This is a genomic window from [Haemophilus] ducreyi, from assembly GCF_900109315.1.
Taxonomy (GTDB): domain Bacteria; phylum Pseudomonadota; class Gammaproteobacteria; order Enterobacterales; family Pasteurellaceae; genus Haemophilus_B; species Haemophilus_B ducreyi.
This window is the reverse complement of record NZ_FOJC01000001.1, coordinates 127,422-142,634: the sequence shown is the minus strand read 5'-3', so window position 1 is coordinate 142,634 and position 15,213 is coordinate 127,422. Positions and strand designations below refer to the sequence as shown.

The window sequence follows — 15,213 nt, the reverse complement described above, 5'->3', positions numbered from 1 at the left end:
TTATTTATAATTTCCTTCAATTTCTTGAGTAATCCATTCAACAAAATGCTGAACTTTCACAATATCTGACATTTGTGTTGGATATACAACATAAAAGGCTTTTTCATCGTAAACTTCCGTTGCAAAAGGTTCAATAACAGAGCCTTCGTTAATTTCAGCTTGAGCTAAAATGCAATTAGCCACAACAACACCTTGGCTATGTTTAGCCGCTTGTATGGCCATTGAGGTATTAGAATACATCGGCCCAGATTCAGTATCTACATTAGTTAACTGAAGATATTCAACCATCTGTTTCCATTTAGTATGTGAACAAACATGGATCAAATTTTTACCGGTTAAATCTTCAGGCTTAGTCATTGGATTTCGTTGTAAATATTCATGCGAGGCTAAAATCATAATACGCGCTTGTACTAATTTAACCGCTTCTAAATTCTGCCAATTACCACTACCATAATAAATAGCAACATCGATATCTTTACCTAACAATCCTTCGTCTTGAGCGGCTGTAACTAAACGAATTTCAATATCAGGATATTTATGATGGAATTCATTTAAACGAGGCACTAGCCAATGCATGCCAAAAGAAGGTGTGGTACTAATTGATAAAATTTGCCTGCTATTTTTTAATTTTATTTTCTCAGTCGATAGCGCAATTTGTTGAAAAAGCGGTTGGATTTCTTCAAAATATTGCCGTCCTATTTCGGTCAATTCTAAAAGACGATTACGACGATAAAACAACGGTACGCCTAAAAAGTCTTCTAATAATTTAATTTGATGACTTACCGCAGCTTGAGTGACGAATAAATCATCTGCCGCTTTAGTAAAGTTTAAATGACGAGCGGCTGACTCAAAGGCTTTTAATGCGTTAAGCGGAGGAAGTTTCTTATTCATAAAATTGTTCAAGCCCTTATATTGAGATGCCGATTAACTATTTCATTATTTTTTTTGATTATAAAAATTAAAATTTTTAGTTTGTTGCAGGTGAAAGAAAATTCTATAATCACGTTGTACTTAAAGGGACTGAAATAGTTTAGTGTTTATTCGTGTTCTTTAATGCTATTAAATCCATCTATTTCAAATTTAAGTATGATGTTGTGTTTGCATATTGGTCTAGGCAACTAGACTAGAGTAACAATTAAGTTACTCATTTCACTTCCTGTATATTTAAACCTTTTGGTTTATTAACCGCCTAATTTAGGCGGTTTTTTTACTTAAATTTTAACTATTGTAGCAGAATAGAAAAATCTCGCTACATATCCAACTCCATTTGTTAAATATTTCTTAAAAAAAGATAATTTTTTATCTTTATCTTACCTAAGATTGACAAATCACCACATTAATTAAACTACATAAGCAACGCAATTTATAGTATTCTGTTTACCTCATTTTTATTATTAAGAGAAGTCCTGTGAGCAAACATAGACTCACCCAAAATCAACAACGTAGAATTAACGCTAATCACCATAAGAAAATCACTCGTTCTGAATTTGAATGGCAAGATGATATGTTAGGCGAAATACAAGCTGGCACTATTGTCACCCGCCACGCCAAACACGCGGATGTAGAAGATGAAAATGGTGAGATCATTCGCTGTAATTTACGCCGTACATTAAAAAATGTGGTCGTGGGCGATCACGTTTCTTGGCGGAAAGGTAGTCAGCAATTACAAGGAATCAGCGGTGTAATTGAGGCGGTTCATCCACGCCATAATGAATTAAGTCGCCCGGATTACTATGACGGTATTAAAGTAATGGCATCAAATATCGATCAAATTATTATTATTTCTGCAGTTATGCCCGTTTTATCGCTGAATATTATCGACCGCTATTTAGTTATTTGTGAAAATGCCGGTATTCCTGCATTAATTGTGTTAAATAAAATAGATCTCTTATCCGAACAAGAACGCCAACATGTCCAACAACAACTAGCAATCTATGAAAACATTGGCTATCAGACCTTATGCCTATCCGCCAACACGGGGGAAAATATGGATAAATTAGACCGCTATCTTGCCAACGGCACGTCAATCTTTGTCGGACAATCAGGAGTAGGCAAATCAAGCCTTATTAATCAATTACTGCCAGAAGTACATGCAATTACTGGTGCCATCAGTGATATCTCTGGTTTAGGACAACATACAACCACCGCTTCACGCTTATACCATCTGCCTCAAGGTGGTAATTTAATTGATTCCCCGGGAATTCGTGAATTTGGTTTATGGCATTTAACCCCTGAGCAAATCACTTTAGGTTATCGTGAGTTTCAAACTATATTAGGCAACTGTAAGTTCCGTGATTGTAAACATAACACCGATCCTGGTTGTGCGATTAAACACGCGGTCGAAAAAGGGCTGGTAAATCCAATTCGCTTTGAAAACTATCATCGCCTTATTGAAAGTCGTGATGAAACCAAAAGCCAACGGCATTTCAGAACTTAAAAGTAAAAAAATGGAAATGAGAGCGAATTTCATTTATCATAATGCGAACTTAATCGCAGGAGTGGACGAAGTCGGCAGAGGTCCACTAGTCGGTGCCGTAGTCACGGCAGCGGTTATTTTAGATCCACAACAGCCTATTTTAGGTTTAGCGGACTCTAAAAAATTGTCTGAGAAAAAACGTATATTACTAGCCACAGAAATCAAACAGAAAGCACTTTGTTGGTCATTAGGTCGTGCCGAAGCTGAAGAAATTGATCAATTAAATATCCTGCATGCTACGATGTTAGCTATGCAACGTGCCATTAACGCATTAACTATTCAACCTGATTTTGTGCTAGTCGATGGCAATCGTATTCCCTCGCTAAATATGCCCGCTCAAGCGATCGTAAAAGGAGACAGTTTAGTTGCTGAAATCAGTGCTGCATCTATTTTAGCCAAAGTTGCTCGTGATCATGAGATGCAAGTCTTAGATCAACAATTTCCTGAATATGGTTTTGCGCAACACAAAGGTTATCCAACTAAACTACATATTGAAAAACTGGCACAATTTGGTGCAACGCCTTTTCATCGTAAAAGTTTTGCACCTGTGCGAAAGATATTAGGGTTATAAATGTTAGAACTATTACTGGAACCTTTCCAATACAACTATATGCAAAAAGCGATTTTTGTTAGTATGGCGGTTGGCGTGGTTTGTGCTTTTCTGTCTGCTTTTTTAATGCTCAAAGGCTGGTCTTTAATCGGTGATGCACTTTCACATGCTGTAGTGCCAGGCGTGGCGATTGCCTATGCATTGAAACTTCCTTATGTATTAGGTGCATTTGTCTCCGGTATTTTAGCCGCTTTATCTATTCTTTGGGTAAAAAGTGTAACTAAAATTAAAGAAGATGCCATTATTGGCTTTGTTTTTACCACTTTTTTTGCACTTGGAATGTTTATTGTTTCCATCAATCCAACCTCTGTTGATGTAAATGCGATTGTGATGGGCAATATTCTAGGCATTGCTGATGGAGATCTATGGCAAGTCATCATCATTATCGGCGCTTCTTTACTTGGCTTACTCTTATTTTGGAAAGATTTGTTGTTGACTTTTTTTGATGAACATCACGCAGCATCCGTAGGTCTTTCTACTTTCCGTTATAAAATCTTATTTTTTACTTTACTGAGTGCTTGTGTCGTTGTTGCCTTACAAACTGTTGGTGCAATTTTGGTCATTACGATGGTAATTACGCCGGGTGCAACCGCCTATTTATTAACTGACCGCTTTCCTCGCTTGGTGATTATTGCAGCATTGATTGGCGGTTTAACAAGTATGTTAGGCGCTTACCTTAGCTATTTCCTAAATGGCGCAACCGGAGGCTTAATTGTTTGCTTGCAAACCTTAGTCTTTTTATTTACTTTCTGCTTTTCTCCTAAATATGGCTTGCTCTCACAGTATCGAAAACGTTTAGAGGTGACCCACAATGACTGATTTAATTAAATGGTTTAGCGAGCCTTTTCAGTTTGAATTTATGCAAATGGCATTATTAACTGCCGTACTTGTTGCTTCAGTATGTGCGGTATTATCTTGCTATTTAATTCTAAGAGGTTGGTCCTTAATGGGAGATGCTATTTCACACGCCGTGCTACCCGGCGTTGTGGTTACGAATCTTGCAGGATTGCCACTGGCTATTGGCGCCTTTAGTTCAGGTTTATTTTGTGCCATCTCTATTGGTTATCTAAAAGAAAATAGCCGCATAAAAGAAGATACGTTGATGGGTATTATGTTTGCAGGCCTTTTTGCCTTAGGTATTGTACTTTTTACCGCATTACCTTCAGAACAGCATTTAACTCACCTATTATTTGGTAACTTACTTGGGGTAACAACGCCTGAATTTATACAAACGGTGATAATTTGTATCATTACTTTCGCTTTGATGTTATTTAAACGAAAAGACTTTTTAGTCTATTGTTTTGATCTTAACCACGCCAAAGTGATTGGTTTACCCGTAAAATGGCTTCATTATGGTTTATTGTCGATCTTAGCATTAACGATCATCAGCGCAATGCAAGTAGTCGGTGTTATTTTAGTTGTCGCAATGCTCATTGCCCCGGGTATTACTGCTTATCAATTATCAAATCGCTTTGACAAAATGCTCGTGATTGCCCTCGCAGTGGCAATTAGTTCATCTATATTAGGTACTATTTTAAGCTATCATATTGATTCAGCTGCCGGTCCGACTATTATTTTAATTCAATCTTTAATTTTTATCGCCGTAGTCATTAAAGGGCAGTTACAACAAACTAAGCGGTAAAATTTTTTGCAAAATCAGTAAAAACATATGAAAATAAATTTCATATTCAGCAAATATAACTCACTTAAGGATACTTTATGTCAAATACCCCTTATGAAGAAACCATTTTCAGCAAAATTATCCGTAAAGAAATCCCAGCCAATATTGTTTATCAAGACGATTTAGTCACCGCTTTCCGTGATATTGCACCACAAGCTCCGACACATATTTTGATTGTACCCAATAAATTAATTCCAACCATTAATCATATAAAAACCGAAGATGAAATGATACTTGGTCGTTTATTTACTGTTGCGGCTCAAATTGCAGAACAAGAAGGTATCGCAGCTGACGGTTATCGACTGATTATGAATTGCAATAAACATGGCGGGCAAGAAGTCTTCCATATCCATATGCATTTAGTAGGCGGTAAACCATTAGGTAAAATGTTAAGTGAATAATATGATTATAGTGAAATATTTACTTCCATTTGCTATTTCTGCCTTATTATTGAGCGCTTGTGGCACCAATCCTAATAGCTATATTAATGGAAAATCAGACCCTATTGTTAATATTGAAGCACCCATTGCACAACTTGTTAACGTTGAAGCAAAAAATGAGTATATTAACATCCAAAATAATAGCCCAAAACCACTTGAATTAGCTTATACGCTGGTTTGGTATGATGCTAATGGTGTGGGCCAAACGTGGCGGAATGATCCTATCACCAGCCCATGGGAAAAATTACCGCTGGCCGTTTCGCAAACGCATAAAATTGAACTGCGCCGACCGAATAATGAAAGCGTCAACTACCGCTTTTACTTACGTGCACCTAGATGAATGCATTAACTTGGCTAACTAAACATTCACAAGCGGTTATTTTTCGCAAAAAATTAGCAGGTTTAACCGCTTGTAGCCAAATGGTCGAACTTTCAACGCCATTGAATGATGGGCAACGAAAATTTATTTTTCGCCAACAAAGCGCTCGTGCTACACTTTTAGCTATTAATTATGCACAAGAAGCCTATATTCTACAGCACCTTGACTCCCTACCCTTTACACCGAAAGTCTATTATCAAACCGCAAACAGCAGTTTATTAACGTGGTTAGAAGGCAAACCTGCCACTGCATTTGATCCCGATTTACTAGAGCAATTAGCCTTACAGCTAGCAACATTGCACGCTTATCCATTACCAAAACAGCGCCCCATTTTACAACTAGCAGAACGCTGTCAATTATTATGGGATAGGCTCACGCCCTCCCAACAACATCAACTTAATTTTTGCCCGCCGTTCAAGAAAATCGAGCCTTTGCAATTAGCCATTTGCCACCATGATTTACATTTAGCAAATCTAATCCAACATCAGCAACAGTTATTTATTATTGATTGGGAATACAGCGCTATTTCTGATCCTGCATTAGAGATCGCATTATTTTTTCAAGCAAATACGCTCAACTCCATCCAAAAACCATTTTTTTTAACGGCCTATTTATCGAAAATAAATTTGAATGAACAATTATTCAAACAAAAAATGGCAGAATACACTCCTGCCATTCAACAACTTAGTCAACTTTGGTACGCCTTAAGTGAAGCGATTACTTAACGAAAGGATTATACATTTTCTCTCGCCCAACAGTAGTATGGCTACCATGTCCTGCGACAATAATAAAATCATCAGGCAAATCAAATATTTTGCTACGAATACTTGCTAATAAGACCGCTAAATTACCCATATATAAATCCGTTCGGCCAATACTATCTTTAAATAATACATCGCCACTAAAGATAATTTTATTATCAAAATCAAAAAAACCAACGTGCCCTGGCGCATGGCCCGGTAAATGCCTTACATTAAATGTTAAGGCACCTACTTGTACTACATCTCCGTCCGCTAGCCAATGATCTGGTAAAAAACTTTTAACCGGCGGCATACCAAACATTTGACACATCTGCGGTAATTGCTCAAATAATGGCTTATCATCAATGTGCGAACCATACACTTCAACACCAAAATGATCGCGTACTTTCTCCACAGCCATAATATGATCTAAATGTGCATGAGTGATCAATAATTTCTGCAGTTTTAAATCTTGTGATTCTACAAATTGAATAATTTTGTCTGCTTCATCACCTGCATCAATAATGACCGCATTTTTATCTTCATCCCAAATCACACAACAGTTCTGCTGAAAGGGACTGACCGGAATAATCTGTAAATTAAACATAAAATAAGATAGCTTAACTTAAACTCCTCGCCATTTTCTTACAGGGCCAGTGTCAATATGCACAAAATTACTGTGAGGATAATAGCCAACGCCACCGTTTCTTAAACTTTCCGCTGCCATTTTGACTTTGGCTAACGGTGCGCCAGAAATACGAAAATCTACCGCTTGTCCACGAATATGGTAGCTATTATTCGCCACGCCACGGCCCGCTCGACGCATTCTCGCATTAGTCTTAGCAGAACGGTAACCACTTAAGACTAAAATTTCCGCATTACGAAACCCTAAACGTTGTTGAATTTGATTAAGTTTGACAAATAACATCGGATCAATCTCTTTCAATTGATTTGTATGCCGATCACGCATTAAATAATTTAATTTGTTTAAATCTGTTGCAGATAAGCTACCATTACGATGGCTAAATTTAGCCGCATAAGTATCGCCAGTATTAATATTACGAAAACGTAATGCAAGTGGCGTTGGGGTAGAAAGCGCCGCCATAACTTGAGTAGGCAAAAGACTCGCGCCCAGCACAATACCGCCAAGTGATAACCACTTGCGGCGCTGTACATTAATTTGCTCCATGATTTATGTTCCTCATTTTTCACGAGTAATGATTAATAGCCAATTATTCGGATCCAAACAATTGGCTATTAACCATATAAAAAGGCTTATTTTTTATATCATAAGCCTTTATAGCTCACTCTAAGAAATAACAGCAGAACAAGCAAGCGTTACTTTTAGAAGCTTATAAATTTGTGAGTTAGATCACATTTATCAGTTTAGCCCAATCAATTTCTGTGTTAGGCAAGCTAACATCATATTGATAAATATCAGGCAGAGTATAAATCTTACCTTTTTCTACCCAAGCGGTAACATAATATAAATACACTGGATTATCAGACAAAATAGGAGCAGAGACGGTTTTCTGACTAGCGAGTACATTTTGTTTTTTTTCTGCACTCCAACCTGCTTCGGTTAATAAAATAGTCGCTAAATCGTCAGATCGTTCAACCCGAACACAGCCTGAACTTAATGCTCGGTTCTTATTGGCAAATAAACTGCGGTGAGGTGTATCGTGTAAATAAATGGCATCAGAACTTGGCATATTAAATTTAAAACGACCTAATGCACTATCCTCACCTGCCTTTTGACGAACACGAAACGGCACCGTTTGAGCATTGAGATATTCTGACCAATCTACGCTTTCAGCACTAATTTTATTACCGCTTCTATCGATAATTTCTAAACTTGAGCGCTCTGCATAGCTAGGATCTTTGGCAAGCTTCGGAATAAGATCCTTAGTGAAAATACTCGTTGGCACATACCAAGGAGGATTAACAACAATATCACTCAGCTTACTATACATAACAGGAGTACGACGATCATTACGCCCCACAATCACTTTGGATTGTAATACCAATTGATTATCGCGAAAATAAAAGAGTTGATAGCTCGGGATATTGACGAAAATACCATTGCTAAATGTTGGAATAATCCGTAACCGTTGTAAATTCAAGGCTAACTTATAGAATAAAGTTAAATTATTAGCTTTTTCACTGACCGTTTTTTTAGCCGTATTCGTCTTGTTATTCCCTGCTTTTGCTTGCTGCGCTTTGGCTAATTCAAATATTTTTTTCTTTGTTTGTTGGTAAAGATGATTAGTCGGCACCCATTTTTGTACAAATTCTGCCAATTTATTATTATTAATGACCGCTACCCATTGTTCAATGAGATCATCAGCGGGCAATGTTGGATGATAACTACCTAAATTATATAGCCATTGATTAGCATTTTTAGCAACATTTTGACTATAATAAAGATAATCTAAAAAACTATCTGTAAGTAATATCTCCCGTACTAAACCTGCTGGTTGATTCAGAATCTGTTGTAATGCTTTAGCTGATTGATCCGATACACCACTGACAGCCAAAAGTGTATATTCTTTAATAAATTGCTGTTCTGCTTTTTTATCTTGCCATAACGCATGAAAATCACGATCTGAATAGATTTTAGCTGTTGCTTCATTAAAAAATAATTTATTATCGCCGATCGTTTCTTGTATTTTTAGTTTCGCGTTCTCTAACTTATTGGCTTGTTCTTGTTCAACAAGATACTCCACATGCTTAGCTAATTTAGCCGATCGTGCTAGATGTGCCTTAAAACTTACTTGAGGTAAATCCGTATTTTGTGCTGATGAGATTACCACATGAGAGAACATAAAAAACAGTAATAATGTAAACAGTTTTATCCTATTCATACTAAATCCTTAGAAATTAAGATAAAAATTTCATAAAAAAATAGACTGCTTAACAACAGTTAAGCAGTTAAAGAATAGCATATATTGTCAATAATTTTATGCCTTTTTATTGATTTGTAACCAATCAAACATCATTTGTTTCGCTTCTTTTAAGAAAAAGTCGGGACCTTCATAATCTTTTGGTAATGCATCAAGATTTTTCAGGGGCTTTTTACCTTCTCGTATAAAGCGGGCATTCAGATCTTTTAAGCGTTTCATATCATCTGCTTGATCTTCTTTTTTACGTTCTTCTAAATTCAGCGAGGTAAATTTACGCTGATCACGTTCTTTACGAATAGCAATATTCTCGCTTAACGTGATAAATTCAGGCTCTTTTGCAATGCGCGCTTGATGTTTTTCTGTTAAAACGGCGACTACATCACGTGCATTTCCAACTTCTTGATAATTAGCGGCTGGAATTTTATCCCATGGTAATGCATTATCTTCAAAACTTTCTCCGGTTTTCTCTGCATCAATAATTTCAGGGAATTTAATATCCGCTTGCACACCTTTTAATTGAGTACTGCCACCATCAATACGATAGAATTTCTGGATCGTATATTGAATAAAGCCTAGTGGATCTCGATCTAAATCATAAACAAAATTAAGCGATCTACTTTGTTGTACGGTACCTTTACCAAAAGTTTGCTGACCAATAATAATTGCACGATTATAATCTTGCATTGCCGCCGCAAAGATTTCAGATGCTGAGGCGCTATGGCGGTTTATCATTACCATCAATTTTCCATCATATAATGGCTTATTTGTTGTTGCTACTGACTTATCTACTTGTATTTGAGACTCATCTTCGTACACTTTGATACGATTAAAAGCATCTCTTACCTGTACAACAGGACCACTTCTAATAAATAACCTAGTTAATTCAACCACTTCAGTTAAAGAACCACCACCGTTGTCACGTAAATCGACAATTAATCCTTCTATTTTCTTAGTCTTAATCTTTGCTAATAATTTGCGCATATCATTAGCTAAACCGATATAAAAAGCAGGAATTTTAATCACTGCAATATTTTTACCCGCTACTTTATCAATTGTTAATTTAGCGGCACTGTCTTCTAACCGAACGGTATCACGTGTTAACGTAATGATTTTAGTTTTATGCGCTTTTGCTGGCTCAATTTCTAACCGAACCTTACTGCCTTTTTTACCCTTGATTTTGTCAACAACATCATCTAAACGCCAACCAATAACATCTTCAATTTCACCTTTCTCTTGGCCAACACCCACAATCTTATCCCCTACGCCAAGCTTTTTGCTACGAGCTGCTGGGGCGCCTGGAATCAATGATTTAATGGTGGTAATATCGTCTTCCATGGAAAGCGTTGCACCAATGCCTTCTAATGACAAATTCATACTTTCTTGGAAAGCTTTCGCCGCTCGTGGTGAAAGATAACTCGTATGCGGATCTATTTCTCGTGCAAATGCATTCAAATAAGTTTGTAAAACATCATCAGGTTTAACTTGTGTTAAACGTTTAATCGCTAAATTATAGCGCTTAATCAATGTCTTCTTAATTTCTGGCCATTTTTTATTTTTTAAAGTCAAACTAATTACGTCATTTTTAACCCGCTGTTCCCATAATTTATTTGCTTCTTCTATCGTAACCGGGAAAGGCGCTTTTTCACGTTCATTTTCAATTTGATCATGGCCTTTTAAATCAAGCGGTTTATCTAGCAATGAAAGTACATGTTTATAACGTTCATAGCGACGCTTGACCATTACGTCATACATTTCAAAGGCGGAATCTAATTTACCTTCATATAGCTCTTCATCTAATTTAGATGCATATTTAGTTCGCAGTTCATCAATATCAGATTGTAAAAAAGTATTATGTGCGACATCTAACCAATCAATATAACGATTAAAAATCTTACCGGCAAATTCATCATCTAAATTAAATTTACGATAATGTGATTGGGTTAAACGTGCTGTCACACGCTTAGTTGACAGATTATGTAGTTCTGTTGGTTGAGGTAGAACTAATTCATTTGCTTTAATTTTTGGTTCAATTGTAAAAGCGGTACTTATCATTGTTCCAAAACAAAATGCAATAAGTCGACTAAGTTTATTTACTTTCATAAAAATCCTAATTTTTGTAAGCATAAGCGGCCTAATTTAATCTTATTTCATAAAAAAATTAAAATTAGGCCATACTAAAAAGCAATGTTTATTTATTGCCTTTACTGAATTTATGCGTTAATACTGCTAAACTTTCAGCGGTTGCTTTTGCAAAGGTATCTTTTTTAGGCGATCCTTTTTTAACCGCTTTATTCATTGTTTTAGCATTTCTTTCTTCACACGCTTTTTTCTTAAAGAAGTCTTTTCGCTGTTCTTTACGTTGCTCTGCCTTACGTGCTGCATATGCTTTTTTTGCGACAGCTAAGCTCTGGGCAGCGTGTTCAGCTTGTGCCTCATCAACAATCCCAACATTTTCACCTTGTAAACCTATACGCTGAGCATTTGCTTTACAACAAGCAAGATAACGCCAACTCATCGTATATGAACGTAATACTTGGCGTAATAATGTTTTACTCACTTTTTCATCATCTGCTAATGCTTCAGCCAAGTCCTGGAAAAGCCCTACTTTTAATGGTTTAGCTTCCCCTTCAATACTAAAACAAAGAGGAAATTTATCTGCTAAATAAGCAATCACTTCTTTTACGGTTGGATTTGTTTTGTTGCTACTATCTGGCATAGTTGCTGGTTGTACTGACATATGATCTTTTCTCTATAAAAATGTAAGTCTAGATATGTATTAGCTTGAGACATTAAGCTTTAACTCGCTACTATATTTTATTTACAGATTTTCGTCTATCTATATAAAGCAAATTTTTCGCTTACTTTTCGAGTTAGACAACACTATTTCGATTGGTTTTGTAAATATACTAAAAAAAATTTGCTTTAATTATGAGTTAGTGGTTTAATTAGGAAGCTTCTCGTAGCGTTATTGAGTACGATTGCTTTATCGATGTTTTCCTTTCTAAGAATCTTTTTGATTTCCTGAGAGTTCTTCACGCATAAATCTTTAATCTCCAAACAAACGTGTAGCAATTCTTTTTTAATTTATTTTTTTATAAGGAAAATCCTATGTCTAAAGCAATAGGTATCGTTAAATGGTTTAATTCTACTAAAGGTTTTGGTTTTATCACCCCTGATCTTGGTGGTAAAGATATTTTTGTTCACTTCTCAGGTATCATTGGTTCAAACTTCCGCACGTTAGAAGAAGGTGCTAAAGTTGAATTTGAAGTACAAGATTCAGATCGTGGCCCTTCAGCAGTGAATGTTAAAGCACTTTAATTTTAACATTTTCATTTTATAAAAAGCCAGCATTTGCTGGCTTTTTTAGTCTTAGCATTCTTGATATTGTAATGGATATAAATCAAGTTTTTGCATCAATAAACAATCCGCATCTTCCTCTGGATTGCAAGTTGTGAGCAATTTTTCACCATAAAAAATAGAATTCGCTCCCGCTATAAAACAGAGTGTTTGCATAGCTTCAGACATGGCTGTTCGGCCGGCTGATAATCGTACATAGCTTTTTGGCATAGTGATACGCGCAACAGCAATAGTGCGAACAAATTCCGTCCAATCTAGGTCTTCTGCTTCAGCCATTGGTGTGCCTTCTACTTTAATTAATTGATTAATTGGCACACTTTCTGGCTGTGGATCTAAATTTGCTAAACTGGCAATTAAACCTGCACGTTCAGGGCGAGTTTCATTCATGCCAATAATACCACCACAGCAAACTTTTAGTCCTGCATGACGAACTTTACCTAAGGTGTCCATTCGATCATCATGACTGCGGGTATGAACCACTTTGCTATAACGTTCGGGATCAGTATCTAAATTATGATTATAATAATCTAATCCCGCTTGTTTGAGATCTTCTGCCATTCCATCTAAGAGTCCAAAAGTACCACACGTTTCTAAACCTAACGCTTTAACTGCACCAATAATTTCGGAAACCACTTTAATATCCTTAGGTTTAGGCCCTCGCCAAGCAGCCCCCATACAAAAGCAACTAGCACCTCGTTGTTTAGCAATTTTTGCTTTCTCCACAATTTCTTCAATATCTAGCATAACTTGCTTTTCAAGCCCTGTATCATAACGTGCAGATTGAGGACAATATTCACACTCTTCTGGGCAACCACCGATTTTAATTGACAGTAATGTCGATAGCTGAATGGCTTGAGGATCAAAGTGTTCACGGTGCAGTTGTGCTGCTTTAAAAACAAGCTCCATAAATGGCATGGCAAATAACTCTTCTACTTGGCATTTACGCCAATATTGCACGCTAGGATGAGGCGTTAGTTCATCTTTTGCTTTTAAGCGTAAATTGTAGGTTGTCATAATCTCTCCTTAAACAGATTAAGCGGTCTATTTCTCTCAGTATTTTGCAAATTAAATGAGGAAATAGACCGCTTTATAATAGTGTATTAAATTATTTAGCTGATTTTTTACTTACTTTACTTGGTTTTTTATCTGCCTTGATGCTTTTCTTTTTTGCTTTGGCTTGCTGTTCGTCTTCTACCATTGTTTTGACACAAAGATGTAAAATTTTTTCTACACCATTTTCAATATATTCATCACTACGCACACTATTTTTTTGCAAATCTAACATAGCGTCGTGAATACCTTGGCTAATACTAGGTGTTTGAACTAGCTTCCAACATTCTGGATCTAAATGATTAAAATTACCTTGTAAATCTGCCGCATAAAGTACACCGCTATAGTATGCATAGATATTATGATCTAGCATACGGTTTAAAATCATTACGCGAATTTGGGGTGCTGGCATTCTAATTTTGTTATTATACCAATCATTAACGCCATTAATAAACGCATTAATATCATAACTATCATTTACTCTATCCGTATAAGTTTGAACTGTTGCGCCATAGCCAATTGCATATGATTTTTGATCAACTTCAGACGCATTTAAACGTGTCCAAGTTCCTTTACTAGAACAAGCGCTCAAAATTAATGTTAAAAAGACTAATAAAAATTTCATTTTACTTTATTTTAATTCCTCGACTATAATCTCTAAATCTTATTTAGCTATTGTAGCGAATAAATAACGCAATTAGCTACTACTTTCTTAAGCGGTTATCATGAAACAATATTTAGATCTATGCCATCGTATCCTAAATGAAGGGAAATGGGTAAAAAACAAGCGAACTGATAAACTATGCTTAACCGTTATTAATGCTGACTTAACTTATGATGTCGCAAAAGGTGAATTCCCGCTTATTACTACTCGTAAAAGTTTTTGGAAAGCCGCCATTGCTGAGCTACTAGGCTATATACGTGGCTATGACAACGCGGCAGATTTTCGCCAATTAGGCACAAAATCTTGGGATGCAAATGCCAATGAAAACGCTGATTGGTTAGCCAATCCATATCGCAAAGGAGTCGATGATATGGGATTAGTGTATGGCGCAATCGGTAGAAAATTTCCCAAAGCAGATAATGGTTCGCTTGATTTACTTAAACAAATTGTTGATGATTTAAGCAATGGCATTGATAATCGTGGCGAAATTTATACTTTCTATCATCCGGGTGCTTTTCATATGGGGTGCTTACGCCCTTGTTTATATAGCCACCATTTTTCATTATTAGACGGTACATTATATCTAAATAGCACGCAACGTTCTGCAGATGTGCCATTAGGTTTAAATTGGAATATGGTTCAATGCTATACATTTTTAGCATTAATCACACAAATTACTAATCATAAAGCAGGACAAGTTTTTCATAAAATCGTTAATGCACATATTTATGAAGATCAACTTGCTTTAATGCGTGATGTACAGCTGAAACGTGAACCATTTGCGACTCCCACGCTCACCATCAATCCAGCGATTAAGTCATTAGAAGATTTAGAAACTTGGGTTACTTTAGATGACTTTAAAGTAGAAAACTACTTTCATCATCCAAGTATTCAATACCCCTTTTCCGTCTAA

17 protein-coding genes are annotated in these 15,213 nt (G+C 36.3%); 9 read left to right on the top strand and 8 right to left on the bottom strand.

Features of this window, described 5'->3' with window-relative positions; translation table 11 throughout:
* Window positions 1–891 carry a transcriptional regulator GcvA gene (locus BMX01_RS00695; protein WP_064082001.1) on the bottom strand — a complete coding sequence of 297 codons (891 nt, stop codon included), beginning with the start codon at window positions 889–891 and terminating at the stop codon, window positions 1–3.
* 517 nt (window positions 892–1,408) lie between these two features.
* Between BMX01_RS00695 and rsgA the strand changes: the two genes are divergently transcribed.
* The 7 genes from rsgA to BMX01_RS00660 all read left to right on the top strand — a co-directional run bounded on the left by rsgA (window position 1,409) and on the right by BMX01_RS00660 (window position 6,311).
* Window positions 1,409–2,437, top strand: a complete 1,029-nt coding sequence (gene rsgA, locus BMX01_RS00690) for a small ribosomal subunit biogenesis GTPase RsgA (protein WP_064082002.1) — start codon at window positions 1,409–1,411, stop codon at window positions 2,435–2,437.
* Window positions 2,438–2,453: 16 nt separating this feature from the next.
* Complete coding sequence (gene rnhB, locus BMX01_RS00685; protein ID WP_064083003.1) at window positions 2,454–3,047, top strand: ribonuclease HII; 594 nt, start codon at window positions 2,454–2,456, stop codon at window positions 3,045–3,047.
* The gene (locus tag BMX01_RS00680; protein ID WP_064082003.1) at window positions 3,048–3,905 is read left to right on the top strand and encodes a metal ABC transporter permease; all 858 of its coding nucleotides are present in this window, start codon (window positions 3,048–3,050) and stop codon (window positions 3,903–3,905) included.
* A complete protein-coding gene (locus BMX01_RS00675) occupies window positions 3,898–4,728 on the top strand; it encodes a metal ABC transporter permease (RefSeq protein WP_064082004.1) in 831 nt (276 codons plus the stop codon). Before BMX01_RS00680 ends, BMX01_RS00675 begins: the two co-directional genes overlap by 8 nt.
* Window positions 4,729–4,805: 77 nt before the next feature.
* Entirely contained in the window at window positions 4,806–5,168 is a 363-nt protein-coding gene (gene hinT, locus BMX01_RS00670) for a purine nucleoside phosphoramidase (protein ID WP_010944951.1), read from the top strand.
* 1 nt (window position 5,169) lies between these two features.
* Window positions 5,170–5,547 (top strand): YcfL family putative periplasmic lipoprotein, encoded by a 378-nt coding sequence (locus tag BMX01_RS00665; protein WP_064083004.1) that lies wholly within the window; start codon window positions 5,170–5,172, stop codon window positions 5,545–5,547.
* Window positions 5,544–6,311, top strand: a complete 768-nt coding sequence (locus BMX01_RS00660; RefSeq protein ID WP_074647576.1) for a choline/ethanolamine kinase family protein — start codon at window positions 5,544–5,546, stop codon at window positions 6,309–6,311. Before BMX01_RS00665 ends, BMX01_RS00660 begins: the two co-directional genes overlap by 4 nt.
* Here the strand turns inward: BMX01_RS00660 and BMX01_RS00655 are convergent.
* From BMX01_RS00655 to proQ, 5 genes are all read right to left on the bottom strand, one after another.
* Window positions 6,304–6,933: an MBL fold metallo-hydrolase gene (locus tag BMX01_RS00655; RefSeq protein ID WP_064082006.1), complete on the bottom strand. Its 630-nt coding sequence runs from the start codon at window positions 6,931–6,933 to the stop codon at window positions 6,304–6,306. The genes BMX01_RS00660 and BMX01_RS00655 overlap by 8 nt on opposite strands.
* A gap of 18 nt (window positions 6,934–6,951) precedes the next feature.
* Complete coding sequence (locus BMX01_RS00650; RefSeq protein WP_064083330.1) at window positions 6,952–7,515, bottom strand: peptidoglycan L,D-endopeptidase MepK; 564 nt, start codon at window positions 7,513–7,515, stop codon at window positions 6,952–6,954.
* A gap of 178 nt (window positions 7,516–7,693) precedes the next feature.
* Window positions 7,694–9,151 (bottom strand): L,D-transpeptidase family protein, encoded by a 1,458-nt coding sequence (locus BMX01_RS00645; protein ID WP_459551236.1) that lies wholly within the window; start codon window positions 9,149–9,151, stop codon window positions 7,694–7,696.
* Between the two features lie 135 nt (window positions 9,152–9,286).
* Entirely contained in the window at window positions 9,287–11,329 is a 2,043-nt protein-coding gene (gene prc / locus BMX01_RS00640) for a carboxy terminal-processing peptidase (RefSeq protein WP_064083331.1), read from the bottom strand.
* A gap of 88 nt (window positions 11,330–11,417) precedes the next feature.
* Complete coding sequence (proQ, locus tag BMX01_RS00635; protein WP_064082010.1) at window positions 11,418–11,966, bottom strand: RNA chaperone ProQ; 549 nt, start codon at window positions 11,964–11,966, stop codon at window positions 11,418–11,420.
* Between the two features lie 371 nt (window positions 11,967–12,337).
* Here proQ and BMX01_RS00630 point away from each other — a divergent pair, with 371 nt between their 5' ends.
* The gene (locus tag BMX01_RS00630) at window positions 12,338–12,547 is read left to right on the top strand and encodes a cold-shock protein (RefSeq protein ID WP_064082011.1); all 210 of its coding nucleotides are present in this window, start codon (window positions 12,338–12,340) and stop codon (window positions 12,545–12,547) included.
* Window positions 12,548–12,598: 51 nt separating this feature from the next.
* On the opposite strand, the gene bioB is transcribed toward BMX01_RS00630, so the two are convergent.
* Together bioB and BMX01_RS00620 are read right to left on the bottom strand one after the other, a co-directional pair.
* Complete coding sequence (gene bioB / locus BMX01_RS00625) at window positions 12,599–13,600, bottom strand: biotin synthase BioB (RefSeq protein WP_064083332.1); 1,002 nt, start codon at window positions 13,598–13,600, stop codon at window positions 12,599–12,601.
* 91 nt (window positions 13,601–13,691) lie between these two features.
* Window positions 13,692–14,261 carry a hypothetical protein gene (locus tag BMX01_RS00620; RefSeq protein ID WP_064082013.1) on the bottom strand — a complete coding sequence of 190 codons (570 nt, stop codon included), beginning with the start codon at window positions 14,259–14,261 and terminating at the stop codon, window positions 13,692–13,694.
* 100 nt (window positions 14,262–14,361) lie between these two features.
* Between BMX01_RS00620 and BMX01_RS00615 the strand changes: the two genes are divergently transcribed.
* On the top strand, window positions 14,362–15,213 hold the full coding sequence (locus BMX01_RS00615; RefSeq protein WP_064082014.1) for a thymidylate synthase: 852 nt from the start codon (window positions 14,362–14,364) through the stop codon (window positions 15,211–15,213).